21 protein-coding genes are annotated in these 24968 nt (G+C 73.0%); 4 read left to right on the top strand and 17 right to left on the bottom strand.

The genetic code is table 11. The annotated features are described in order from the left end of the window. Positions 1 to 20 precede the first annotated feature (20 nt). Genes ACFYW3_RS02320 through ACFYW3_RS02310 form a run of 3 tightly spaced genes read right to left on the bottom strand, consistent with a single transcriptional unit; the run spans position 21 to position 2757 of the window. On the bottom strand, positions 21 to 449 hold the full coding sequence (locus ACFYW3_RS02320) for a hypothetical protein (RefSeq protein WP_351758887.1): 429 nt from the start codon (positions 447 to 449) through the stop codon (positions 21 to 23). 45 nt (positions 450 to 494) lie between these two features. Then, positions 495 to 995, bottom strand: coding sequence for an NUDIX domain-containing protein (locus tag ACFYW3_RS02315; RefSeq protein WP_389385281.1), 501 nt, complete (start codon positions 993 to 995; stop codon positions 495 to 497). A gap of 37 nt (positions 996 to 1032) precedes the next feature. Further along, on the bottom strand, positions 1033 to 2757 hold the full coding sequence (locus tag ACFYW3_RS02310; RefSeq protein WP_389385280.1) for a BCCT family transporter: 1725 nt from the start codon (positions 2755 to 2757) through the stop codon (positions 1033 to 1035). Between the two features lie 142 nt (positions 2758 to 2899). Here ACFYW3_RS02310 and ACFYW3_RS02305 point away from each other — a divergent pair, with 142 nt between their 5' ends. Together ACFYW3_RS02305 and ACFYW3_RS02300 are read left to right on the top strand one after the other, a co-directional pair. Continuing rightward, positions 2900 to 4048: a glycerate kinase gene (locus ACFYW3_RS02305; protein ID WP_351758895.1), complete on the top strand. Its 1149-nt coding sequence runs from the start codon at positions 2900 to 2902 to the stop codon at positions 4046 to 4048. 160 nt (positions 4049 to 4208) lie between these two features. Continuing rightward, on the top strand, positions 4209 to 4706 hold the full coding sequence (locus ACFYW3_RS02300; protein WP_389385279.1) for a GNAT family N-acetyltransferase: 498 nt from the start codon (positions 4209 to 4211) through the stop codon (positions 4704 to 4706). Positions 4707 to 4740: 34 nt separating this feature from the next. Here ACFYW3_RS02300 and ACFYW3_RS02295 read toward each other — a convergent pair whose 3' ends face one another. After that, the gene (locus ACFYW3_RS02295; RefSeq protein ID WP_351758901.1) at positions 4741 to 5370 is read right to left on the bottom strand and encodes an isochorismatase family protein; all 630 of its coding nucleotides are present in this window, start codon (positions 5368 to 5370) and stop codon (positions 4741 to 4743) included. 73 nt (positions 5371 to 5443) lie between these two features. Between ACFYW3_RS02295 and ACFYW3_RS02290 the strand changes: the two genes are divergently transcribed. Continuing rightward, positions 5444 to 6427: a helix-turn-helix domain-containing protein gene (locus tag ACFYW3_RS02290; protein WP_351758904.1), complete on the top strand. Its 984-nt coding sequence runs from the start codon at positions 5444 to 5446 to the stop codon at positions 6425 to 6427. A gap of 9 nt (positions 6428 to 6436) precedes the next feature. Continuing rightward, complete coding sequence (locus ACFYW3_RS02285; RefSeq protein WP_389385278.1) at positions 6437 to 9229, top strand: SpoIIE family protein phosphatase; 2793 nt, start codon at positions 6437 to 6439, stop codon at positions 9227 to 9229. Between the two features lie 18 nt (positions 9230 to 9247). On the opposite strand, the gene ACFYW3_RS02280 is transcribed toward ACFYW3_RS02285, so the two are convergent. The 13 genes from ACFYW3_RS02280 to ACFYW3_RS02220 all read right to left on the bottom strand — a co-directional run bounded on the left by ACFYW3_RS02280 (position 9248) and on the right by ACFYW3_RS02220 (position 24830). After that, on the bottom strand, positions 9248 to 11317 hold the full coding sequence (locus ACFYW3_RS02280; protein WP_351758909.1) for a SpoIIE family protein phosphatase: 2070 nt from the start codon (positions 11315 to 11317) through the stop codon (positions 9248 to 9250). Between the two features lie 221 nt (positions 11318 to 11538). Then, the gene (locus tag ACFYW3_RS02275; protein WP_351758911.1) at positions 11539 to 12024 is read right to left on the bottom strand and encodes a DUF3574 domain-containing protein; all 486 of its coding nucleotides are present in this window, start codon (positions 12022 to 12024) and stop codon (positions 11539 to 11541) included. An 84-nt stretch (positions 12025 to 12108) separates the two neighbouring features. Next, positions 12109 to 13038: a DNA-binding protein gene (locus ACFYW3_RS02270; protein WP_389385277.1), complete on the bottom strand. Its 930-nt coding sequence runs from the start codon at positions 13036 to 13038 to the stop codon at positions 12109 to 12111. Next, the gene (locus tag ACFYW3_RS02265; protein ID WP_351379188.1) at positions 13008 to 14222 is read right to left on the bottom strand and encodes an MAB_1171c family putative transporter; all 1215 of its coding nucleotides are present in this window, start codon (positions 14220 to 14222) and stop codon (positions 13008 to 13010) included. Before ACFYW3_RS02265 ends, ACFYW3_RS02270 begins: the two co-directional genes overlap by 31 nt. Then, positions 14219 to 14788, bottom strand: coding sequence for a toxin (locus ACFYW3_RS02260; RefSeq protein WP_351758917.1), 570 nt, complete (start codon positions 14786 to 14788; stop codon positions 14219 to 14221). Before ACFYW3_RS02260 ends, ACFYW3_RS02265 begins: the two co-directional genes overlap by 4 nt. 210 nt (positions 14789 to 14998) lie before the next feature. Beyond that, the gene (gene recQ / locus ACFYW3_RS02255; protein ID WP_351758920.1) at positions 14999 to 17008 is read right to left on the bottom strand and encodes a DNA helicase RecQ; all 2010 of its coding nucleotides are present in this window, start codon (positions 17006 to 17008) and stop codon (positions 14999 to 15001) included. A gap of 206 nt (positions 17009 to 17214) precedes the next feature. After that, on the bottom strand, positions 17215 to 17724 hold the full coding sequence (locus ACFYW3_RS02250; protein WP_351758923.1) for an O-acetyl-ADP-ribose deacetylase: 510 nt from the start codon (positions 17722 to 17724) through the stop codon (positions 17215 to 17217). Next, positions 17724 to 19148 carry a phytoene desaturase family protein gene (locus tag ACFYW3_RS02245; RefSeq protein WP_389385612.1) on the bottom strand — a complete coding sequence of 475 codons (1425 nt, stop codon included), beginning with the start codon at positions 19146 to 19148 and terminating at the stop codon, positions 17724 to 17726. The genes ACFYW3_RS02250 and ACFYW3_RS02245 overlap by 1 nt, the downstream gene beginning before the upstream one ends. 93 nt (positions 19149 to 19241) lie before the next feature. After that, entirely contained in the window at positions 19242 to 20066 is an 825-nt protein-coding gene (locus tag ACFYW3_RS02240; protein WP_389385276.1) for an inositol monophosphatase family protein, read from the bottom strand. Between the two features lie 178 nt (positions 20067 to 20244). After that, complete coding sequence (locus ACFYW3_RS02235; protein ID WP_351758929.1) at positions 20245 to 21246, bottom strand: TIGR03842 family LLM class F420-dependent oxidoreductase; 1002 nt, start codon at positions 21244 to 21246, stop codon at positions 20245 to 20247. An 11-nt stretch (positions 21247 to 21257) separates the two neighbouring features. Beyond that, a complete protein-coding gene (gene hydA, locus ACFYW3_RS02230; protein WP_389385275.1) occupies positions 21258 to 22676 on the bottom strand; it encodes a dihydropyrimidinase in 1419 nt (472 codons plus the stop codon). A 19-nt stretch (positions 22677 to 22695) separates the two neighbouring features. Further along, entirely contained in the window at positions 22696 to 23949 is a 1254-nt protein-coding gene (locus tag ACFYW3_RS02225) for an aspartate aminotransferase family protein (RefSeq protein WP_267796127.1), read from the bottom strand. Between the two features lie 38 nt (positions 23950 to 23987). Next, the gene (locus tag ACFYW3_RS02220; RefSeq protein ID WP_053681745.1) at positions 23988 to 24830 is read right to left on the bottom strand and encodes a nitrilase-related carbon-nitrogen hydrolase; all 843 of its coding nucleotides are present in this window, start codon (positions 24828 to 24830) and stop codon (positions 23988 to 23990) included. Positions 24831 to 24968 lie beyond the last annotated feature (138 nt).

The raw sequence follows: 24968 nt of genomic DNA, 5'->3' as shown, positions 1-24968 counted from the left end.
TGGGCCGCCGGATCCGGTGGCTATATGACGACCAGCGGCACCAACAGGGCGAAGCCGGCGCCGGCTTCCACCGCGTAGGCGTACAGCGAGGGGTGTTGGACGGGGGCGGCGAGCAGCACCACGCTCTGCTGCTCGCCGGCCGCGGCCACCCACGCGGCGTCGGCGCCGAGTTTGCCCTGGTACCAGCCTTCGCAGGCGCCGGGGCCGGTGACGGCGAGGAGGTCGTCCTCGCGGCGGTAGAAGGCCTGCCAGCCCTCGGCGGGGGTCGACCACCCCTCGAAGTCGCTGAACTCGGCCCAGCCGCCGTCGCGTATCGCGCCGTCGAACATCCACACCGGGGTTCCCTCGGGGGTGAACTCGCCGCTGGACTGGTCGTCGGTGGTGAAGTGGACCATGGGGAGGGCGTCGGGACCGTCGGCCGTGCTGGGCCAGGCGTACATCGTGATCATTCGCTGAATTCTGTCCTGGTCGAAGTAGGCCTGAGGTAACGGTGACTACGCGGCCGCCGGGCGGCGGCCGTTCTCCAGCTCGGCGGTGCTCTCGCCCGACTCCTCTACGCGGTACGCCTCTTGGGTGCGCAGGCCGAGCGATCCGAGCAGGTGGGAGGTGAGTTCGGCGGGCTCGACCAGCTTCCAGGAGAGCAGTTCCTCCTCCTGGAGCCTGATCGAGGCCAATTGTCCGGCGTCCAGCACGCCCCCGTCGTAGACGTAGGCGACCATCGGCGGGCGGCCCGGGCCCACGCTCCAGTCGACGGCGAGCAGCCTGCCGAGCGGGAGGTCCAGACCGATCTCCTCGGCGCTCTCGCGGCGGGCCGCCGTGCGCGGGGACTCGCCGGTGTCCGACTCGATGGTGCCGCCCGGCAGGGCCCAGCCCGCGCGGTAGTTCGGCTCGACGAGCAGCACCCGTCCCTCGGCGTCCCGGAAGAGCGCGGCGGCGCCGGCCAGCACCCTGGGCAGGCTCGCGATGTAGGTGGCGTAGTCATGGGTGGTGGTCACGCCCGCAACCCTACCCAGCCGCCGACGGTTGTGTGGATCACGTCCCGGAGGGGCCGCCTTCGCCGTCCGTACCGTCCCGCCCCTTGGACTCGGCGACCCGCCTGAGCCGCCGGTGGCCCGCCCGGCCCTGTTCGGTGACGGCGTCGCCGACCATCGCCTTGACGGCGTCGCGCATCCCGTGGAGCGGGTGCGTGCGGGCGGGGCCCGCGCCGGGGTCCTCGCGCAGTTCCCTCACCAGGGCCCAGCAGAGCAGCAACATGACGATGACGAAGGGCAGTGCGACCAGGATGGTCGCGGTCTGAAGGGATTTCAGACCGCCCGCGAGGAGCAGCGCGGCGGCCACACCGGCCATCAGGATGCCCTTGGTGACCACGAGCCAGGTGGGCGGGTTCAGGGAGCCGCGGCTGGTGAGCGAGCCCATGACCAGGGAGGCGGAGTCGGCGCTGGTGACGAAGTAGGTCATGACCAGGACCATGGCCACCCAGGAGGTGACGGTGCCCAGCGGCAGCGCGTCGAGCATCGCGAAGAGCGATGCCTCCACGCCCTCCCGGACCTTGCCCGCGAGGTCGGCGGCGCCGGTGGATTCGAGCCGGATGGCGGTACCGCCCATCACGCAGAACCAGATGACAGTGGCGCCGCTGGGCACCAGCAGGACGCCGATGAGGAATTCGCGGATGGTGCGGCCGCGCGAGATGCGGGCGATGAAAGTGCCGACGAACGGCGCCCAGGAGAGCCACCACGCCCAGTAGAAGATGGTCCACGCACCGAGCCAGGCGCTGTCGGTGAAGGCGCCGGTCCCGGTCGCCAGGGGCAGCAGTTGGTGCAGGTAGCTTCCGACGCTCGCCGGGATCACGTCGAGGATGTAGACGGTCGGACCGAGGACGAAGACGAAGAGCATGAGGACGGCGGCGAGCACGAGGTTGATGGTGCTCAGCCACTTCACGCCCTTGTGCAGGCCGGAGAAGGCGGAGAGCACGAAGGCGGCCGACAGCGAGCCGATGATGATCAACTGGACGGTGATCGTGTCCTCGACGCCGGCGGTGAGTTCGAGCCCCTTGGCCACCTGGAGCGCGCCGAGGCCGAGGCTGGTCGCGGTGCCGAAGACCGTGGCGAAGACGGCGAGCAGGTCGATGGTCCTGCCGAGCGGTCCTTCGGCCCGCCGCTCGCCGATCAGCGGGACGAAGGCGGAGCTGAGCCGGTTGCCGCGGCCCTTGCGGAACGTCGCGTAGGCGAGGGCGAGGCCCGCGATGCCGTAGATGGCCCAGGGGGTGAGGGTCCAGTGGAAGAAGGAGTAGTCGAGGGCCGCGCGGGCGGCGGCGCCGGTCCCGGGGGCCGCCCCGGAGGCGGGGGGCGGGTGCAGGAAGTGGGTGAGCGGCTCCCCCACGCCGTAGAACATCAGGCCGATGCCCATGCCGGCGCTGAACATCATCGCGATCCAGGACAGGTTCGTGAACTCGGGCTCGGAGTCGTCGGCGCCGAGTCTGATCCGGCCGAAGCGGCCGAGGGCGAGGACGACGCACATGACGAGGAAGACGTCGGCGGCGATCACGAACAGCCAGGCGAAGTTGCCCAGGACCCAGGCGAGCGCGGTGCTCGACGCGGTGTCGAAGGAGTCCTTGCCGAGCGCCGCCCACGCCACGACGGCGAGCACGGCGAGCACTCCGATCGCGACCACCTGGAGGTCGGGAGTGCCGCCTCCCGGGTCGTCCGGACCCGCGCCCGGAGGATCCGGACGTGGCTGTTCCAGCGAATCGGCGCTCATGCGGCCACACTATGCAGCCGTATATACCGATTTAGGGGATGCCGCGCCGGGTGTGGCCCAGGCCACCCATGGGCATAGGAGGATCCTCCGGATACGCTCATGGGGGCGCGACTGCACTGTTCGATAGCAAGGGATCAGCAAGGTGACGAGCGGAGCAGTAACTGAGACCGCGCGCGTGCTCATCGCCGCGGACAAATTCAAGGGCTCGCTCACGGCCGTTCAGGTCGCGGAGCGGGTGACGGCGGGCCTTCGCGGCGCCGTCCCGGGCGTGGAGATCGAAACCCTCCCCGTCGCGGACGGCGGCGACGGCACGGTCGCGGCCGCCGTGGCGGCCGGTTTCGAACGCCGGGAGGTACGGGTCACCGGACCCCTCGGCGACCAGGTCACGGCGGCTTTCGCGCTGCGCGACGGCACCGCGGTGGTCGAGATGGCGGAGGCCTCCGGGCTCCAACTGCTGCCCCCGGGCGTGTTCGCCGCGCTGACGGCGACCACGTACGGATCGGGTGAGGTGCTGAAGGCCGCGCTGGACGCGGGCGCCCGCTCGATCGTGTTCGGCGTGGGCGGCAGCGCCACCACCGACGGCGGCGCCGGCATGCTCGCGGCGCTGGGCGCGGTGTTCCTGGATGCGAACGGCGAACCCGTCGGTCCGGGCGGCGGCGCCCTGGCGTCACTGGCGTCGGCGGACCTGTCCGGCGTCGACCCGCGCTTCGCGGAGGTCGACTTCGTCCTCGCAAGCGACGTGGACAACCCGCTGACGGGCCCGAAGGGCGCGCCCGCGGTCTACGGCCCGCAGAAGGGCGCCTCGCCCGAGGACGTGGCGACGCTCGACGCGGCGCTGGCGCACTTCGCGGTCGTGCTGGAGAAGTCGATCGGCCCGAAGGCCGCCGAGTGCGCGGTGCTGCCGGGCGCGGGCGGCGCGGGCGGCATCGGCTACGGGGCGCTGCTCCTCGGCGCGACGTTCCGGCCCGGCATCGAGTTGATGCTGGAGGTGCTCGGCTTCGCGCCGGCCCTGGAGCGGGCCACGCTGGTCATCACCGGTGAGGGTTCGCTGGACGAGCAGACCCTGCACGGCAAGGCCCCGGCCGGGGTGGCGGCGGCGGCGCGCGCGGCGGGCAAGGAGGTCGTCGCGGTGTGCGGGCGGCTGCTGCTGGAGCGGGAGGCCCTCCAGGCCGCCGGCATCCGGCGGGCGTACCCGCTGACGGAGATCGAGCCGGACCCCGCGAAGTGCATCGCGAACGCCGGTCCCCTGCTGGAGCGGGTCGCCGCCAACATCGCCGCCGACGTGCTCTGACACCTCCGAAGGACCCGCGAGGCCCGGCCCCCGACCGACGTCCGGGGGCCGGGCCTGCGGCGTTCCGGCGTCTCCGGCAGCCGGGAGCCGGGAGCCGGGAGCCGGGAGCCCGCGAACAATGCGGTACCGGTCGGTCGGGCTCGGCTGGTAGGCAGGACCCGTGACCACATTGCCGACCGCGCGACTGCTGCTCGCGCCCCTGGACCGGGCCTCGGCCGAACACCTCGCGGCCGGGACGCCCCGGCCGCCGGACGACCGGTGGGGTCCGGGGTACCCGGATGCCGCGGATCGGGCGGGGGCGGAGCGGTTCCTGCGGCTGCTCGCCGAAGGCGGCGATCCGGGGCCGTTCGGCGCGTACGAGATACGGGGGCGCGAGGACGGCGTCGCGATCGGTGGGGCCGGATTCCACGGGCCGCCGGACGCGGCCGGACGGGTCACCGTCGGTTTCGGGCTGATCCCGGCGGCCCGGGGCCGCGGTCTTGCCGTCGAGGCGCTGCGCGCCCTGCTGGACCATGCCCGTTCGCACGGCGCCCGCGGGGTGGACGGGGACACCGACCGGGGGAACACGGCCTCCGGGCGGGTGATGGCCGCCGCCGGGATGCGGTTCCTGCGGGACGACGGCCGGCTGCGTCACTACGCGGTGACCTGGACCGGCTGACCCCACGGGCCCGGGACGGACCCACGCCCCCGGGCTACGCGGTGACCGCGCCCCGGACCGCGGAGAGGAGCCGGGCCGTGGTGGTCACGCGGGCGAACCCGCCGCCGTGGAGGTTGACGGCCGTGGCGGTGGCCAACGCGTCGGCGGTCAGGCTCAGGCCGTCCGGGCCTTCGAGGTCGAAGGTGTGCGTGGCGTCGAGGGGGACGAGGACCTCGTAGCCGAGGTTGCCGCCCACCCGGGCGGTGGTCTCGACGCACATGTTGGTCTGGATCCCGACGACGACGATCCCGCCGATGCCCTGGGCCTCGAGCCAGCGCGCCAGGTCCGGGGTGCCGTGGAACGAGGAGTTCACCGTCTTGGTGACCAGCAGGGCGGCCGTGTCCCGGCGGCTGTGGACGAAGTCCTTGAACGCGTGGCCGGGCTGGTCCTCGGCCAGGACGGAACCGGGGAGGACCGAGGTGTGCCGGACCAGGACCAGGGGGCGGCCCGTCTCCTGCCAGGCGTCCATCAGGTCGGCGATGTTGGCCTCGGCCTCCGGGTTGTTGCGCGGGCCCCAGAAGGACGCGTCGTCGAAGCCGCGCTGGACGTCGACGACCACCAGGGCGGTGTTGTCGGCGATCTCGATCGCGGGGCCGTTCGGGTTCGGGTTCTCGTTCGTCGTCATGGCCCCATCCTGTGCGCCGGGCGCCGGACCCGACAGGAGCGCCGCGGACCCGAACCGATGGGATCCTGCCACAATGGCAGTCATGCACCGGATCGCGATCGTCTGTCAGCCCGGCATCCGTGCCTTCGACCTGGCCGTCATCACCGAGGTCTGGGGGCCCGACCGCAGCCGCGCGGGCGTCCCGCACTTCGAGCTGCGGCGCTGCGCCCTGGACGACGGGCCGATCTCCCTGCCCGGCGGGCTGACGCTGGCGCCCGACCGGGGCCTGGACTGGCTGGCCCGCGCCGACCTGGTCGTCGTACCGGCACTGTCCGAGCCCTCCGACCCGACGCCCGAGCCCGTGTTGGCGGCTCTGCGGGAGGCTCACGCGCGGGGTGTGCCGGTGGCCTCGCTCTGTGCCGGTGCGTTCATCCTCGCCGAGGCCGGGCTGTTGGAGGGCCGCAGGGCCGTGACCCACTGGTGGCTCGCCCCCCGGTTGGCCGAGCGCCATCCCGGGGTGCTGGTCGAGGACGCACCGCTCTTCGTGGAGGACTCGGGCATCTGGACGTCCGCCGGGGTGGCCTCCGGCATCGACCTGTGCCTGCACCTGGTCCGGGAGGCGCATGGTTCGGAGGTCGCCGCGGCCATCGCCCGGTCCATGGTGACGGGGCCCTTCCGCACCGGGGACCACGCCCAGTACCTGGACCGGCCCACCCCCGCGGCGGACCGTACCGCCGAGGCGCTGGCCGCCGTACGCGAACGGGCCCTGCGCCATCTGCACGAGCCCCTGGACGTGGCCACGCTGGCGCGCTGGGCCGGCATGTCACCCCGCTCCTTCGCCCGGCACTTCGCGGCCGGGACCGGCACCACCCCGCACAAGTGGCTCCTCCACCACCGCCTGGACGAGGCCCGCAAACTGCTGGAGCGCACCGACCATCCGGTGTCGGAGGTGGCCCGGCGGGCCGGGTTCTCCGGCGAGGTGAACTTCCGCCAACGGTTCACCGCGCACGTCGGCATGAGTCCGCGTGCGTACCGCGCGGAAGCCGCCGCCACCCCCAAACCGCGGCGACAGTGTTAGAAATGGCTCATGACCGGACGTTCGGGTCGATCCCGGGGATCACCGCCGGCGGGCCACCCACCGGGCCTGCTCGCGCGTCTCTCCCTGGCCCCGGGCAGCGTCGCCGGTCAGGTGTTCGCGCTGCAGGCCGTGATCGTTCTGATGGTGATCGCCGCGGCGGCGCTGGCGCTGGTGTTCCAGGCCCGGTACGACAGCCGGCAGGACGCCGGCAACCGTTCGCTGGCGGCCGCCGAGGCCTTCGCGCGCGCGCCCGGCCTGCCCGCCGCGCTCAGGAGTCCCGATCCGACGGCCGTGCTCCAGCCTCTCGCGGAGGGCGCCCGCAAGGCCTCCGGGCTGGACTTCATCTCCGTCCTGAGGACCGACGGGGTGCGCTACACCGACTCCAGGCCCGAGCTGATCGGCCGGAAGGCCACCGGCGACCTCGATCGGGCCGTCCGGGGCGAGTCCTTCACCGAGTCCTTCAAGGGCGCCCCGAGCGACGCGGTCCGCGCCGTGGTCCCGGTGCGGGACGCGAGCGGCGCGGTCGTCGGCCTCGTCGCCACCGGCATCGAGGTCCAGAACGTCGGTGACGCGGTCGAGAACCAGCTCCCGCTGCTGATCGGCGCCGCCGCGGGCGCCCTGCTGCTCGGCACCGGTGGAGCCGCTCTCGTCAGCCGCCGACTGCGCCGCCAGACCAGCGGCCTGGGCCCCGCCGACATGGCGCGGATGAACGAGCACCACGAGGCGGTGCTGCACGCCGTGCGCGAGGGCGTGCTGATCATCGGGGCCGACCACCGGCTGCAGCTCGCCAACGACGAGGCCCGCCGGTTGTTGGGCCTGCCCGCCGACGCCGAGCAACAGCACGTGGAAGACCTCGGGCTGGACCCCCGTACGGCGGCCCTGCTGACGTCGGGGCGGGTGGTGACGGACGAGGTCCACCCGGCGGGTGACCGCCTGCTCGCGGTGAACGTCCGCCGCACCAAGCCGTACGCGGGGCGTCCCTCGGGCAGCGTGGTGACCCTGCGGGACTCCACCGAGCTCGCCGCGCTCTCCGGCCGGGCCGAGGTGGCCCGGGACCGGCTGCAGATGCTGTACGACGCCGGGGTGCGGATCGGTACCACCCTGGACGTGACGCGGACCGCGGAGGAGCTGTCGGAGGTGGCCGTCCCCCGGTTCGCGGACTTCGTGACCGTCGAGCTGTTGGAACCGGTGCTGCACGGCGAGGAGCCCTCGGTCCCCACCGGGACGTACACCGAGATGCGTCGGGCGGCCATGTCGGGGGTCCGCACCGACCAGCCGCTCCAGCCGGTCGGGGAGGTCATCCGGTTCGTCGTGCCGACCGCGCCGATGGCGGCAGCCCTGGCGGCGGGGAGCGCGGTGCTCGCGTCCGATCTGCGCACCGCCTTCGGCTGGCGGGCCCAGGACGCCGAGGGGACCCGGATCGCGCTGGAGTACGGGCTGCACTCGCTGATCTCCGTACCGCTCCAGGCCCGCGGGGTGGTCCTCGGAATGGCCAATTTCTGGCGGGCGGACACCCCCGAGGACTTCGACGAGGAGGACCTCTCCTTCGCCGAGGAACTCGGCGCGCGGGCCGCGGTGTCCATCGACAACGCCCGCCGCTACACCCGCGAGCACGCCACCGCCGTGACGCTCCAGCGCAGCCTCCTCCCCCGGGTGCTGCCCGACCTGACCGCCGTGGACGTCGCGTTCCGGTACCTGCCCGCGAAGGCCGGGGTGGGCGGGGACTGGTTCGACGTGATCCCGCTGCCGGGGACGCGGGTCGCCCTGGTCGTCGGCGACGTGGTCGGGCACGGCGTGCACGCGGCGGCGACCATGGGGCGCCTGCGCACCGCGGTCCACAACTTCTCCACCCTGGACATGCCGCCCGACGAGTTGCTCGGACACCTCGACGAGCTGATCGACCGGATCGACCGCAACGAGAACGGCCCCGACGCGGAGGACGGCGAGCCCGTCGAGGAGGCGGCCGGGGTCACGGGCGCCACCTGCCTGTACGCGGTCTACGACCCGGTGTCGGGCCGCTGCACGCTGGCGAGCGCCGGGCATCCCGGGCCGGCGCTGGTCCACCCCGACGGCCGGGTGGAGTTCCCGGAGCTGCCGACCGGGCTGCCGCTGGGCGTGGGCGGGATGCCCTTCGAGACCACCGAGCTGATGCTGCCCGAGGGAACCCGGCTCGCGCTGTTCACCGACGGCCTGCTGGAGGACCGCGACCGGGACTTCGACACCGGTCTGGGGCTGCTCGGCGAGACCCTGGCTCGGCCCGGGCGCAGTCCCGACCAGGCGTGCGCCGACGTGCTGGCGGCGCTGCTGTTCCCGACGCCGAACGACGACATCGCCCTCCTGATCGCCGACACCAGGCGGCTGGACGCCGGGCGGATCGCGGAATGGGACGTGCCCGACGACACGGCGGCGGTCTCGCGGGTGCGCAACGCGGGCTCGGCGCAGATCGCCGCGTGGGGACTGGAGGAGATCGCCTTCACTGCGGAGCTGATCCTCAGCGAGCTGATCACCAACGCCATCCGCTACGGGAGCGCGCCCGTCGGGGTGCGGCTGCTGCGCGACCGGACGCTGATCATCGAGGTGTCCGACGGCAGCAGCACGTCCCCGCACCTGCGGTACGCGGCCACCACCGACGAGGGAGGTCGGGGGCTGTTCCTCGTCGCGCAGTACGCCGAGCGGTGGGGCACGCGGTACACCGAGCGGGGGAAGGTGATCTGGGCGGAGCTCCCGCTGAGCGGGAACCCGGCGGAGCCGCTGGCGGCCCTCACGCTGGACCTGGACGAGCTGGAGGGCCTGGCCTGGTGACCGGGCCGCCGCGCCGGGTCAGGCGGGCGGGGGGTGCACCGTACGGGCCAGCAGGACGGCCACGTCGTCCTGCGGGGCGGCGGGCAGCAGGTCCAGGATGCCGTCGCAGAGCTGTTCCAGGGGCCGCCCCACCTGGCCCAGGGCGCGGGCCAGTCGTTCCATGCCGTGGTCGAGGTCGCGGTCGCGGGACTCGATCAGCCCGTCGGTGTACAGCGCCAGCAGGGTCCCCGGGGGCAGCGCCACCTCCTGGGTGCGGAAGTCCTGCCCGCCCGTGCCCAGCGGGGTTCCGGGCGGTCCGTCGAGGAAGGTGACCGTCCCGTCGGCGGTGACGACGGCGGGCGGCGGGTGGCCGGCGCGGGCGATCACACAGGTACCGCCGGCCGGGTCGTGGACGGCGTACACGCAGGTGGCCATCTCGTCCTCGCCCAGGTCGGCGACGACCGCGTCGAGGGAGCGGAGCATCAGGGCGGGCGGCACGTCGTGCCGCGCGAGGGTCCGTACCGAGGTGCGGAGCTGCCCCATGACGGCCGCGGCGTGGATCCCGTGGCCCATCACGTCGCCGATGACCAGGCCGGTCCGTCCGTTGGGCAGTTGGATGACGTCGTACCAGTCGCCGCCCACGTCGTGGTCGCTGGCGGGCAGGTAGCGGCCGGTGAGTTCGAGGCCGGTGACCTCGGGGAGGGCGCTGTTGGTGAGGCTGCGCTGGAGCGTGAGGGCCGCCTGGCGCTGTGTGGTGTACATGCGGGCGTTGTCGATGTTGAGGGCGGCGCGGGCCACCAGCTCGTCCACGAGCACGCTGTCCTGCTCGTCGAAGGGCTCGCGCTCGCGCACCCGGGTCACCGCCACGGCGCCGAGCACCTTGCCGCGCGCGACCAGCGGGACCAGCCGCGCCGACCCCAGGGTGGCGAGGTAGGCGCGCAGGGGCTCGGCCCTGGGGTCGGTGATCAGGGCCGGGATGTCGGAGAGGTAGAGGTTCATGGGCCGGCCGTCGGAGATGACCCGCTCGTAGACGGTCCCGACCGGGATCTGGAAGGTCTGCCCGGCGACGAGTTTCGCGGTGGGCGCGGTCGGGTCGGGGAAGGTGGCGGCCAGTCTGCGCAGGAGTCCGCGCGTGGAGGTCCCGCCGGTCATCTCGTCGGGGTCGAGGACGGCTTCCAGGAGCTGTACGTCGGCCGAGTCGGCGAGCTGGGGCACGAGCAGCTCGACGATCTCCCGGGCGGTCTGGTTGAGGTCGAGGGTGGTGCCGATGCGGGTACCGGCCTCCGCGAGGAGCGCGAAGCGGGTCCGGGCCCGTTCGGCCTCCAGTTGGGCGCGCTGGCCCTCGGTGATGTCGATGAGGGAGGCGATCAGGCCGAGCCTGCGACCGCTCCCGTCGAGCAGCGGGGCGTACGAGCAGGACCACGTCCGGTCGTGGTCGGGGTCGGCGGGGGTGCGGCCGGTGCGCCGGACGTCGACGACGGCGGTGCCCCCGTCGAGGACCTTGCGCATGGTGGCCTCAAGGGCCACCGCGTTGACCCCGGGGACCACCTCGGTGAGGCGCCGGCCGAGGTGCTCCGCCGCGGAGACCCCGTTCATCCGGGCGAGGGCGTCGTTGACGCGCAGGAACCGCAGGTCGGGGCCGAGCGTGGCGAGGCCTATCGGGGACTGGGTGAAGAGGCTCTGGAGGGCTACGAGGGAGTCCCGCATGTGCAGGACCTCGGAGGTCTCCACGGCGATGAGCATGGCGCCCTTGCGGCCCTGTGGGTCGGCGGCGGGCACGATCCACATCTCCATCGTCACGCGGTGCCCGTCCCGGTGGCGCACGGGGAGGGTGCCGACGACGGTCTCGCCCGCCTGCACCCGCCGGGTCAGGTCGTCGGCCAGCTCCCGGTTGGCGTCGGGGACCAGGACCGCGGTGCCGGGCCGGCCCAGGATGTCCTCGGGACGGTGGCCCAGCAGGTCCTGTGCGGCCAGCGACCACTCCACGACGCGGCCGTCGGCGTCCTCCCGCCACAGGGCGATGGGCAGCAGCTCGCGGAGCACTCCCGCATAGCCGACCGTCGCCACCGGCGGGTCCGGCACCTCGCTCGTCGACCGGTAAGTGTCCAACGCACCGACCTCGTCGCTGGTGGGCCTGTTTCCTTCCGAATCACCCTAGCCGAGGGCTCGCCCGGGGGCGCTGCGGTCGTGCCGGTCCGGGGCGCCCCGAGCCGGGCGCCCCGGCGCGGCGGCGACGGTCGGGGCCCGGCCCCGTCGGCCCGGCCCCGTCGGCCCGGCCCCGTCGGCCCGGCCCCGCAGCCGGTCGGGAGCCGCCGGCCGGCAGGGGCCCGTCAGAAGTCGGCGCGGACCAGGGCGTCGGCGCGGCCCACGGACTCCAGCTCCCAGGTCTTGCAGTACAGGCGGCGGATGTACTCGATGTCGGCGTCCCGCGCCCGGGCCTCGCCCACCGGGTAGAGGACCGTCAGCTCGTAGGACTTCTCCCGGTTGATGTCGCCCTCCTTGTCCCTCCACTGGCCGCGGGCCTCCTGGAGGGTGAGGCCGGACGGGAAGCGGGGGGTGATCACGTCGGTGACGAACTTGTCGAACTGCGCCTGCGTGATCGGCGGGTTGCCGTTGTGCCGCCCGGTGCCGAAGTAGAGGTGGGTGGACACGTAGGCGCTGCCCCGGGTGCCCGGCGCCTGCTCCTGGTTCGCCACCGAGGCGGCGGCGGGCGACTGCGGGGCCGTGTCGAGCGCGGGGCTGCCGGCGGCGAAGAAGAGCACGGCAGCCGTGAGGACGGCCGCCGCCGCGGGCATGGATATTCGGATGTGGCGCATGTGATCCCTGTCTGTGTGTGGGTCGCGATGATGCCCGGGGCGTCCCGGTAAGGGGATTCCCGGTGAACTGGTGGAGGAGGGGTCTCAGGCCGGGCGGTCGCTCCGCGCCGCCCGTGCGGGCAGGCACTCCAGGAGGTGGGCCGCCGCGTCCTTGAGCGAGGCGGGGACGCGCGGGCCTCGGCGCAGCCCGGTCGCGGCGTCGGCGAGGGTCCGGGTGGTGCGTACGGAACCGATGGCGGCGGCGCGCGGGGCCAGGTCCGCGATGAGGTCCAGCGCCTCGGTCCAGGCCCCGGCGCGGGCCAGGGCCGCGAGGAGCTCCGCGCCGAAGAGGTGTCGGTAGGACGGCCCGGGTGCGGTGGCCGCCCGGTGCAGCAGGGGCAGGGCCCGGTCCCAGTCGCCCAGCCGGGCCAGGACCCAGCCCTCGTGGCCGAGCAGTTCGCTCTCGTCGATCCACCAGGCCCAGTGCGGATCGCGGCGGGACAGGCCGTCGAGGAACCGGCTCCGGGCCCGCGAGATCAACCGGCGGGACTCGCGCCGACCGCCCAGCAGGGCGGTCGCGTGGGCCTGCCGGATCAGGACGAGGCTGTCCACCCGGGCGGGCAGGGGGCGCGGGCCGGCCACCCGGGCCGCCGTCTCCAGGGCGCCCCGGGGGTCTGCGGCGGCCGTCTGGAGCATGCTGTGGTTCAGCAGGGTGAGCCGCTCGGTCCAGCGGTCGCCGCAGAGCCCCGCGAGGGTGAGGGCCCGCGCGTTGGCGCGGTGGGCCTGCCGGTGGAGCCCCGCGTCGAAGAGGATCCAGCCGACGACCTCGCTCAGTTCGGCGAGGGCGGCGACCCGGTCGGCGTCCAGGGGCCGGGCGGACCCGGGATCGCCCGAGAGTTCGGGGAAGTCCCGCAGGGCCTCGCGTACGGCGGGCAGCGCGGCCGTCGCGCCGTGCGCGGCGTCCAGGGCCACGAGGCGCTCCACGGTGCGGGCGGCGGAGGGGGTCACGGCGTGCCGGTCCGCGCGGCGGGCCACCGGCCGTCCTGGCCCAGGGCGGTGAACGACGAGGCGACCTCGGTCAGCCACTGCACCTCCTCGCGGAAGTCCTCGTACGGCGGGCGGGCGGGGATCCCGGACGCGTCGTCCTGTTCCGTCCTCTCCTCGGGGGAACGGCTCAGGGCGGCCCGGACCTGGAGGGCTTCGCCCAGGGGCGAGGTCGGGTCGTCCGGGAGGTCCAGGGAGCGGGCGACCCGGGAGAACTCGTCGTAGGACAGCGACGTGCGCAGCATCAGCTGTCCGTCGCGTATCTCGATGACGCGCCGGTAGAGGCTGTAGTGCAGGTCCCTGGGCGGGAGGAGATCGCGCGCCCAGGACCTGGGCGGGGCCAGGGCGATGTCGGGCAGGGCCTGGTGGAGGGCCCCCCACAGGGGCCGCAGGCACAGGTACGCACGATAGCTGCGGACCCAGGCCCGTACGCGGGTGAGGTGGATCCCCCAGGAGGGGATGGTCCATCCGGTGACCTGGAGCAGGGCCCCGACGCTGCCGCACGTCCACTGGACGGGGTCGAGTGCCGCTCCGTCGAAGTCCAGTCGGGTCCCGGCGATCTGGATGCTCCGGGTGACGCAGTAGACCAGGATGAGGCTCGCGCCGAGGGTGACGGTGCGCATGCCGGCCGCGAGCCACTGCCGGTTGGCGACCTTGGTGAACCGCAGCGAGAGCCGCACGGTCTCCGCCTGCCCCACGGCGCAGATCAGCAGGTAGAAGAACATGTACAGCGCGTACCGGCCGTCTTGGATGCTCAGCAGGATCGTCGACGTCGCCGTCTCGGACTGTGCCACGGGGCCGACGGCGAAGGAGGCGACGACGAGCACGGCGAGCGCCGCGCCGAAGAACAGGACCCGCTGTCGGGCCATCCGTCGGGCCTGGTCGGGGGGCGCCGACCAGTGGACGAGCACGACCTGTTGCGCGGCCGTGAGGACGACCACCGCGACCTGCGTGATCAGCGAGGTGATGTTGGGCAGGCCGAAGAAACCGGAGATGTGCAGGCGGAGTTGGTCCAGGTCGACGAGGAAGCTGATGCCGGAGCACAGGAAGTACACGCACAGCGCCCACAGCGCGACGTCGTGCCGTCGGCGCAGCAGGTCCGGCAGCCGGTAGGCGAACGCGGCGAGTCCGACGAAGGCGCAGACCCAGGCGAGGACGGTGTAGAGGGTGGTCACTGCTGGTCCGGCTTCCCGAGGCCGCGTTCGATGCGGGCGAGGACGTCGGCGGCCTCCTCCGGGACGGCCCAGGCCTGTTCGACCCAACGCTTCGTGGCTCGGGCCAGGATGAGGGAGGCCATGGTCTCGGCCTCCTGCTCCTCGCCGTCGCTGTAGCGGGAGCGCATGAGCGCGCCCTGTACGGCCGCGGGGTCGACGTCCGCGAACAGCGGACCGGATTCGACGCCGTCCAGCCGCACGGACCCCCGGTGTGCGAAGGCGATGTGGGCCAGCTCGTGGGCGATGATGTGTTCCTTGTGGGCGGGCGAGGCCGACTTCTCGAAGGCAACCACGTCGAAGTCGTCCAACTTCAGCCAGATTCCGAGGAGATGGCGTTCGGGGAAGGTCGTCGGAACCAGGTGGATGGGCCGCCCGCGCCGTTCGCTCAGGTACCCGTGGAGTTCCTCGATTCCACAGCCGTGCTCCATGCCCCACTCCGCGAGCATCTCCTCGCAGGCGCGGCGGACCTTCTTGAGTCGCCGTCTGAGCCGCCTGTCCTCCGAGGCCGGTAACGCAGAGACAGGCACCTTCATCCTCAGTCCTCCGGCGAAACTCGGCGGCCGCCCTCGCGGCCCGAGGTTCGTGATCCCCGGGCAGACAACGCGGTCATGATGCCACACGCACAACTCACCGCCACGTGGCGTGGGTTCCATCCGGCCACGCGCGGACGCGGCCCGCCGTCGAGGGGCGACGGCGGGCCGGCCGGCGGGTCCGAGGAGCCGGCGCTCCCCCGCCGCCTACTGCCAGTCGTCCCAGGGGGCGTCGACCTCGTCCGTGTCGAAGGGCGGCTCGTCCTCGTCGCGCGGCGGCTCCGAGCCGTCCCGCGCCGACCCGTCCCGCGCGGGCGCCGCGGCTGCGGCGGTCGGGGCGTCCCGCGGGGCCGGCGGGGCCCCGCCGGATTCCGTCAGGGTGGCCAGGATGCCCTCGGCGTACTTGGTGAGCTTCGCCTCGCCGATGCCGTTGATCTCCCCCAGCTCGCCGGCGGTGCCGGGCAGCCGTGTCGCGATCTCCCGCAGCGTCGCGTCGTGGAAGACGACGTACGCCGGCACGCCCTGTTCCCGCGCGGTCTCGGCCCGCCAGGCGCGGAGCGCCTCGAAGACCGGTACGGCGGCCGCCGGCAGGTCGACGGGCACGCGCGCGCCCTTCCCGGAGCGGGACCCGGACTCCTTGCGGCCCGAGCCGGCCGGCGCGGCCTTCTCCTTGCGCAGCGGGACGGTGCGCCGGCCCCCCAGCACCTCGCCGCTGGCCTCGGTGAGGACCAGCGTGCCGTACTCGCCCTCCACGGCCAGCAGTCCGAGGGCGAGCAGTTGCCGTACGACCCCGCGCCACTCGGCGGTGCCGAGATCCGCGCCGACCCCGAACACCGAGAGGCCGTCGTGGTCGAACTGGATGACCTTCGCGGTCTTCTTGCCCTGGAGGATGTCGATGATCTGGCCGGCGCCGAACTTCTGCCGTCGCTCGTTGGCCAGCCGCCACACCGTGGACAGCAGCTTCTGCGAGGCGACCGTCCCGTCCCAGGACTCGGCCGGTGTCAGGCAGGTGTCGCAGTTGCCGCAGGGCTCGCCGGACTGGCCGAAGTACGCCAGGAGCCGCATCCGCCGGCAGTCGACGGTCTCGCACAACGCCAGCATGGCGTCCAGATGGGCGGCCAGCGAACGGCGGCGGGTGTCGTCGCCCTCGGAGCCCTCGATCAGCTTCCGCTGCTGGACCACGTCCTGGAGGCCGTACGCCAGCCATGCCGTGGCCGGCTCGCCGTCGCGGCCGGCGCGGCCGGTCTCCTGGTAGTAGCCCTCGACGGACTTCGGCAGGTCCAGGTGCGCCACGAACCGCACGTCCGGCTTGTCGATGCCCATGCCGAAGGCGATGGTGGCGACGACCACGACCCCGTCCTCCCGCAGGAACCGGGACTGGTTCGCCGCGCGGGTGCGGGCGTCCATGCCCGCGTGGTAGGCCACGGCGTCGATGCCGTTCTCCGCCAGGGCCGCCGCCGTCTTCTCCACGGAGGCACGCGACAGGCAGTAGACGACCCCCGCGTCGCCGGGGTGCTCGGTGCGGATCAGGTCCAGCAGTTGCCGGAGCGGGTTGTTCTTGGGGACGATCCGGTACTGGATGTTCGGCCGGTCGAAGCTCGCGACGAAGTGTCGGCCCTCCTCCAGCCCCAGCCGTGTCGCGATCTCGCCGTGCGTCGCCTCGGTGGCCGTCGCGGTCAGCGCGATCCGCGGCACCTTGGGCCAGCGCTCGTGCAGCATCGACAGGGCGAGGTAGTCGGGGCGGAAGTCGTGCCCCCACTGGGCCACGCAGTGCGCCTCGTCGATCGCGAAGAGCGACACCTTCCCCCGGTCGAGGAGCCGCTGCGTCCCCTCGGTGCGCAGCCGCTCGGGGGCCAGGTACAACAGGTCCAGTTCGTCGGCGAGGAAGGCCTGCTCGACCCCGCGGCGCTCGTCCGCGTCCTGGGTGGAGTTGAGGAAACCGGCCCGCACGCCGAGGGCGGTGAGCGCGTCCACCTGGTCCTGCATGAGCGCGATCAGGGGCGAGATCACCACGCCGGTGCCCTCTCTGACCAGCGCCGGGATCTGGTAGCAGAGCGATTTGCCGCCGCCGGTGGGCATCAGCACGAGCGCGTCGCCGCCGTCGACGACGTGCTCGATGATCTGCTGCTGCTCGCCGCGGAAGGAGTCGTAGCCGAAGACCCGGTGGAGCACCTGCAAGGCGTCGGGGATCTCAGTGGGCGCGTCCGAAAGGGTCATACCGGAAGCCTAGCGACCGTCTCCGACACCGGGGTCCATGATCGGCCGGCCCGCCGGTCCCGCCCGGTGCCGGGCGAGGCCCGCCGGCCGGTCGCGGTTCGGCCACACAGGCCGGACGCGGGCTCGGACGCGGGCTCGGACGCGGACCCGGACGCGGACGCGGACCCGGACGCGGATCCGGACGCGGACCGGGGCCCGGGCGCGGATCAGAGGGCCGCGGCGAAGGTCTCGTACGCCTCCGGCCCGAAGAGCACGAAGCGGACCTCCTCCACCGAGGTCCCGGACGCCCGCACCGTCTCGATCGCGATGCGCGCCCCGTCGTCCATGGGCCAGCCGTAGATCCCGGTGGAGATGGCCGGGAAGGCGACCGTACGGGCGCCCAGCTCGTCCGCGACGCGCAGCGACTCCCGGTAGCAGGACGCCAGCAGCTCCGAGCGGTCGTCGTCCCGGGACCAGACCGGTCCGACGGTGTGGATCACGTGTCGGGCCGGGAGCCGGCCCGCCGTGGTGGCGACGGCCCGGCCCGTCGGGAGGCCCTTGCCGTAGTGGGAGCGCCGCAGGTCCTCGCAGGCGGCGAGGATCTCCGGGCCGCCCCGCCGGTGGATCGCGCCGTCCACTCCCCCGCCGCCGAGGAGCGAGGAATTGGCCGCGTTGACCACCGCGTCCACCTCCTCGGTGGTGATGTCTCCCCGGACCAGGGTGATGCGCGTGGACATCAGGTCTCCTTCCGCAGGTGGCGCCAGACGGCCTTGGCGGCGTTGTGCCCCGACATTCCGTGGACCCCGGGCCCCGGCGGGGTGGCGGAGGAGCACAGGAACACCGCCGGGTGGGCGGTGGTGTACGGGGAGAGCGTGATCTTGGGGCGGAGCAGCAGTTGCAGGCCGGAGGCGGCGCCGCAGGCGATGTCCCCGCCGACGTAGTTGGCGTTGCGGGCGGCGATCCGGGGCGGGCCCGCGGTCGCGCGGGCCAGCACCAGGTCACGGAACCCCGGTGCGAAGCGCTCCAGTTGGCGCTCGACGGCGTCGGTGAGGTCGCCCTCCCAGCCCGCCGGCACGTGCCCGTACGTCCAGAAGGTGTGCTTGCCCTCGGGGGCCCGGCCGGGATCGACGAGGCTGGGCTGGGCCGTGATCAGGAAGGGGGTGCGGGGGGCCCGGCCGCCCGAGGCCAGTTGCAGGGCGGCGTCGATGTCGCGGGTGCGCGGGCCGATCTGGACGGTGCCGGCCCGGCGGGGTTCCTCGGCGGTCCAGGGCACCGGCCCGTCCAGGGCGTAGTCGATCTTGAACACGGAGGCCCCGTACCGGTAGCCGTCGTAGACGCGTCCCAGGCGGGCGATGCGGGCCAGCGCGGTCGGCGAGGTGTCGAAGACGTACGCGCGGGCCGGCGGCAGGTCGTCCAGCCGTTTGACCTCGAAGTCCGTGTGGACCCTTCCCCCGAGGTCGCGCAGGTACGCGGTGAGGGCGTCCGAGATGGACTGCGAACCACCGCGCGGCATCGGCCAGCCGCCCGCGTGTGCGGCGAGGGCGAAGACCAGTCCGACCGCGCCGGTGCCGATGCCGCCGAGCGGGGCGATGACGTGGGCGACGAGCCCGGCGAACAGGGCGCGGGCCCGGTCGTCCCGGAAGCGGCGCAGCAGCCAGGTGGACGGCGGCAGCCCGTCCAGGCCGAAGCGGGCCAGGGTGAGCGGGTCACGGGGCAGCGCGGTGGAGGGCAGCGACATGAAGTCCCGTGCCAGGGTGTCCCATTTGCCGAGGTACGGCTGGACGAGCCGGCGGTAGGTGCCCGCGTCGCGGGGCCCGAAGGAGGCGGCCGTCTCCGCGACGGAACGGGACAGCACCGCGGCCGTGCCGTCGTCGAAGGGGTGCGCCATCGGCAGCGGGGCGTGCAGCCACTCCAGGCCGTACCGCTTCAGCGGCATCGTCGCGAACACCGGGGAGCCGGCGCCGAGCGGGTGCACGGCCGAGCAGGGGTCGTGCCGGAAGCCGGGGAGGGTGAGTTCCTCCGTCCGGGCTCCCCCGCCGACGGTCCCCTTCGCCTCGAACACGGCCACCGAGAAGCCGCGCCGGGCCAGTTCGACGGCGGCCGTCAGGCCGTTGGGCCCCGCCCCCACCACGACTGCGTCGAGAATCGACGACACTGACAGCTCCTTCGTCCGGCGGCGGCTCCGCCCACAGGATGCGGCATCACGTCCAGGATATGGGTCGCGCCCGCACGGATCCGGGGCGCGGCGGCGCGCTCACGCTCCGCGCAGCAGGTCGCGGACGCGGACGGCGGTGGCCTCGTCGCGGCCCACGGCGAACGGCAGCGCGTTGTCCCGATCCACTCGGAAGGGGACCCCGTCGACGGTGGTCTGGGCGCCACCGGCCTCGGCGACCAGCAGCAGCCCCGCCGCGTGGTCCCACGCCGAGGGCCAGGTGAAGGCCAGGGCGTCCATCTCGCCGCGCGCCACCTTCAGGTACTCCAGACCCGCCGAACCGCACGGCCGGGCCGCGACCCCGGGGACGTCGAGCCGGGCGAGGCGCCGCTTGTCCTCCTCCGAGGTGTACAGCGGGTGCGCGATGGCGATCCGCAGGTCGGCGCCCGATTCCGGCGAACCGCTGTGGATGCGCGTGCCGTTGACGTGCGCGCCCTGCCCGCGCACGGCGGTGGCCAGCTCGTCCAGGGCCGGGGCGAAGGTCCAGGAGGCGAGGATCTCCCCGCGCACGGCCAGCGCCACCAGGGTGCAGAAGTTGGGGTCGCCGGCGACGAACTGCCGGGTGCCGTCGACGGGGTCCACGATCCAGACGGGCTCGTCGGCACGCAGCGCCTCGTACACGGTGGGGTCGGCGTGCACCGCTTCCTCGCCGACCACCGCCGAGCCGGGCAGCAGCTTCGTCAGGGCGGCCGTCAGGTGCTCCTCGGCCCTGCGGTCGGCGACGGTCACGAGGTCGTGCGGGCCGCTCTTCTGGTCCACCTCGTGATCAGCGAGCTGCTGGAACCTCGGCATGATCTCGACCGCGGCCGCCTCGCGGACGGCCTCCTCGACGGCGGACAGGTCATGGGCCAGGAATTCATCGATCATGTGTCCAGCAAAGCACGCCCGTCCGACAATCCCCACCGACGGTCCCCGACGGCGGCCCGGACACGGGGTGAAGCCGAGGTGAACCGGCCCGGGGGCGCCGCGGTGCGGGACGGCCCGCGGGGGTCGCGGGTCGTCCCGTGCCGGCGCCCTCCCGGCCTGCCCGTCGGTCGATGCCGGCTCAGCCGGCGAGTACCGGGATGACGTGCTCGCCGTAGGCGTCGATCACCGCCTCGCGCGCGTCGTGCATGGCGTACACCGCGAACTGGTCGACGCCGAGGTCGCGCAGGGTGCGCAGTTTCTCGATGTGGGCCTCGGGCGGGCCCAGGAGACAGAATCGGTCCACGATCTCGTCGGGGACGAAGTCGGCGGACGGGTTCCCGGCGCGGCCGTGGTGGCTGTAGTCGTAGCCCTGGCGGGCCTTGACGTACTCGGTGAGGGCGTCCGGGACCATCGCGGAGTGCTCGCCGTAGCGGGAGACGAGGTCGGCGACGTGGTTGCCGACCATGCCGCCGAACCAGCGGCACTGGTCGCGCGCGTGGTCCAGGTCGTCTCCGACGTAGGCCGGGGCCGCCACGCAGATGGTGATCGCGTTCGGGTCGCGGCCGGCCGCCGTGGCGGCCTCGCGGACCGACCTGACCATCCACTCGGTGAGGTAGGGGTCGGCGAGCTGGAGGATGAACCCGTCCGCCTTCTGGCCGGCGAGGGCCAGTGCCTTGGGTCCGTAGGCGGCCATCCACACGGGCAGTTCGCCGTCCCGGATCCACGGGATGCGCAGGCGCTGCCCGTCGACCTCGGCCTCGCGGCCCTCGGCGAGGTCGCGGATGACGTCGATGGCCTCGCCGAGCCGGGCCAGGGTGTTGGGTTTGCGCCCGGCGACCCGCATCGCCGAGTCCCCGCGGCCGATGCCGCACACGGTGCGGTTGCCGTACATGTCGTTGAGGGTGGCGAAGGTGGAGGCGGTGACCTCCCACGTGCGGGTTCCGGGGTTGGTGACCATCGGTCCGACGCGCATCAACCGGGTGTGTTCCAGGATCTGGCTGTAGATGACGAACGGCTCCTGCCACAGCACGGCGGAGTCGAAGGTCCAGCCGTAACGGAAGCCGTTGCGTTCGCCGCGGCGCATGAGGCTGACGACGCCGGAGGCGGGCGGGTCGGTTTGCAGGACGAGGCCGAAGTCCATGGGTCGGCTCCTTACAGGTACTGGCAGGTGGAGCGGGGGACGAAGGCCCCGTGGCCGGCTCGTCCCGTGTACTCGCGCCGGTCGATGACGAGTTCGCCGCGCGAGAGCACGGTGTCGACGCGTCCGGTGATCCGCTTGCCCTCGTACGCCGAGTAGTCCACGTTCATGTGGTGCGTCTCGGCGGAGATGACCTGCTCGGCGTGCGGATCGTAGAGGACGATGTCGGCGTCGGCGCCGGGCGCGATGGTGCCCTTCTGGGGGTAGAGGCCGAACATCCGGGCCGGGTTCGCGCAGGCGATCTCGATCCAGCGGCGGCGGCTGATGTGTCCGTCGAGGACGGCCTGGTGGAGGAGGTCCATGCGGTTCTCCACGCCGGGCAGTCCGTTGGGGATCTTCGAGAAGTCCCCGCGGCCGAGCTCCTTCTGGCCTTGGAAGCAGAACGGACAGTGGTCGGTGGAGACCACCTGGAGGTCGTCGGTCCGCAGGCCCCGCCACAGGGCCGCCTGGTGTTCGCGGGGGCGCAGCGGCGTGGAGCAGACGTACTTGGCGCCCTGGAAGTCGGGCTCCGCGAGGTTGTCGGTGGACAGGAACAGGTACTGGGGGCAGGTCTCGCCGAAGACGGGCAGGCCCTTGTCGCGGGCGACGGCGAGCTCCGCCACCGCCTCCTCGGCCGAGACGTGGACCACGTACAGCGGGGAGCCGGCCACCCGGGCGAGTTGGATGGCGCGGTGGGTCGCCTCGGCTTCGAGGAGGACCTTGCGGACCTCGCCGTGGTGGCGGGGGTCGGTCTCCCCGCGGGCGAGGGCCTGTTCGACGAGGACGTCGATGGCGATGCCGTTCTCGGCGTGCATCATGATCAGCCCGCCGTTGCCGGAGGCCCGTTGCATGGCGCGCAGGATCTGCCCGTCGTCGCTGTAGAACACCCCGGGGTAGGCCATGAAGAGCTTGAAGGAGGTGATCCCCTCCCCCACCAGGAGGTCCATCTCCTTGAGGGTGCCCTCGTTGACGTCCGACAGGATCATGTGGAAGCCGTAGTCGACGGCGCAGTTGCCGTCGGCCTTGGCGTACCAGGTGTCGAGGCCTTGGCGCAGGGACTGGCCCATCGTCTGCACCGCGAAGTCGACGATGGTGGTGGTGCCGCCCCACGCGGCGGCCCGGGTGCCCGTCTCGAAGGTGTCGGACGCGGCGGTCCCGCCGAAGGGCAGTTCCATGTGGGTGTGCGCGTCGACCCCGCCGGGGATGACGTACTTCCCGCTCGCGTCGATGGTGCGGTCCACCGTCGTGCGGTCGGGGGAGGCCCAGGCCTCGGCGGTGGCAGAGCCGTGGGCCGCGAGCGCCGCCACCCGGCCGTCCTCGATGAGGACGTCCGCGTGGAGCTCGTCGGCGGCCGTGATGACGAGGCCGTCGCGGATCAGGGTGCGGGTGGTCATGTACGTCTCCCCCGGAGGGCTAGAGGGCGGTGCGCAGGGCCTGTTCGAGGATGTCGGCGCCCTCTTCCGCCTCGGCGACGGTGAGGGACAGCGGCGGCGCGATGCGCAGCACGCTGGTGTCGTGCCCGCCGCCCTTGCCGAGCAGCAGGCCGCGTTCGCGGGCGGCCTCCAGTACGGCGGCGGCCGCTTCGGGGTCGGCGCGGTCGGTCCCGGGCTTCGTCAGCTCCAGGCCGGCCATCAGGCCCCGGCCGCGTACCTCGCGTACGGCGGGCACGCCGGCGGTGACGGCGCGCAGTCGCTCCAGGAGCAGGCCGCCGACGCGGCGGGCGTTGCCCTGGAGGTCGTGTTCCAGGAGGTACGAGAGGTTGGCGACGCCGGCCGCCATGGTGACCGGGGAGCCGCCGAAGGTGGAGATGGAGTTGGAGTCGACGCAGTTCATGACCTCGGCGCGGGCCACGACGCCGCCGATGGACATGCCGTTGCCGATGCCCTTGGCGAAGGTGAGGATGTCCGGCGGGCCGTTCTGGGCATGGGCCTGCCAGCCCCAGAAGTGTTCGCCGGTGCGGCCCCAGCCGGTCTGTACCTCGTCGCTGATCCAGAGGATGCCGTGCCGGTCGAGGACCTCGCGGAAGGCCCCGTACAGGCCGTCGGGCGGGGAGGTGAAGCCGCCGACGCCCTGGATGGGTTCCGCGATGAGCGCGGCGACTCCGCCGCGCGCCTGGCCGAGCACGTCTTCGAGGTCCGCGACGGCGGCGGCGGTGAACTCGGCGTCGGGCAGCGCCGCGAAGGGGCCCCGGGTGCGTACCGCGCCGTGGACGTAGTACGTCTGGAGCGGCGAGAGGCTGGTCGGGGACCAGCCCCGGTTGCCGGTGATCGAGACGGTGGAGAAGGACCGGCCGTGGTAGCTGTTGCGCATCGCCAGGATCTGGTTGGAGCGGCGGTACGACGTGGCGAGCAGCAGGGCGGTGTCGTTGGCCTCGGTGCCGGAGGTCGTGAAGAAGACCCGTGCGTCCGGGATGCCGGACAGGGCGGCGACGCGTTCGGCCAGTTCGACCATGGGCCGGTTCAGGTACAGGGTGGAGGAGTGGATGATCCGCCCGGCCTGTTCGGAGACGGCCTTGGTGACCTCGGGCAGGGCGTGGGCGGTCATCGTGGTGAGGATGCCGCCGAAGAAGTCGAGGTAGCGGTTGCCGTCGGCGTCCCAGACGTGGCGGCCCTCGCCGTGCGTGAGCTCGATGGGGCGGTCGTAGTAGAGCGCGAGCCAGTCGGGCATGACGGTGCGGTGGCGACTGTGCAGGGGGATCGGGTTGGTCACGGCTGTACGAGCCCTCCGTAGGCGTCGGGGCGGCGGTCGCGGTAGAAGGCCCACTGGTTGCGGACCTCCTCGATGAGGCCGAAGTCGAGGTCGCGGACGAGGAGTTCCTCCTCCTTGTCGCCGGCGACCTCCCCGACGAACTGACCGCGCGGGTCCACGAAGTAGCTGGTGCCGTAGAACTCGTTGTCCCCGTACTCCTCTTGGCCGACCCGGTTGATGGCGGCGACGAAGTACTCGTTGGCGACGGCGGAGGCGGGTTGTTCCAGCTGCCACAGGTAGGCGGACAGGCCTCGGGAGGTGGCGGACGGGTTGTAGACGAGTTGGGCGCCGGCCAGGCCCAGCGCACGCCATCCCTCGGGGAAGTGGCGGTCGTAGCAGATGTACACCCCGACCCGGCCGACGGCCGTGTCGAAGACGGGCCAGCCGAGGTTTCCGGGGCGGAAGTAGAACTTCTCCCAGAAGCCCTTGACCTGCGGGATGTGGTGCTTGCGGTACTTGCCGAGGTAGCTTCCGTCGGCGTCGATGACGGCGGCGGTGTTGTAGTAGAACCCCTCGGACTCCAACTCGAAGACCGGTACGACGATCACCATGCCGGTCTCGCGGGCGAGGTCCTGCATGCGGCGGATGGTCGGGCCGTCGGGAACTGCCTCGGCCCAGCGGTAGTGCTCCGCCTCCTGCACCTGGCAGAAGTACGGGGCGTTGAACACCTCCTGGAAGCCGATGATCTGCGCGCCTTGAGCAGCCGCCGCGCGGGCGTGCTCCTCGTGCTTGGCGATCATCGACTCGGTGTCTCCGGTCCAGGTGGCCTGGACGAGTGCGGCGCGGACGACTTGGGCCATGAGCTGCTCCTCGCGACGGGAACGCCGACTTCTACGCACGTAGACGGTGTGCGTAGGGAGTAGAACGTAGGCCTCGTCACAGCGTGGGGCAAGAGCGCCTTGCGCGGTTGGAGTAGTCGATCGCACTACGTCGATAGG

Source organism: Streptomyces sp. NPDC002602, assembly GCF_042889445.1.
Classification (GTDB): domain Bacteria; phylum Actinomycetota; class Actinomycetes; order Streptomycetales; family Streptomycetaceae; genus Streptomyces.
Note: the sequence above shows the minus strand (reverse complement) of the source record. Positions and strands in the feature narration are given on the sequence as shown.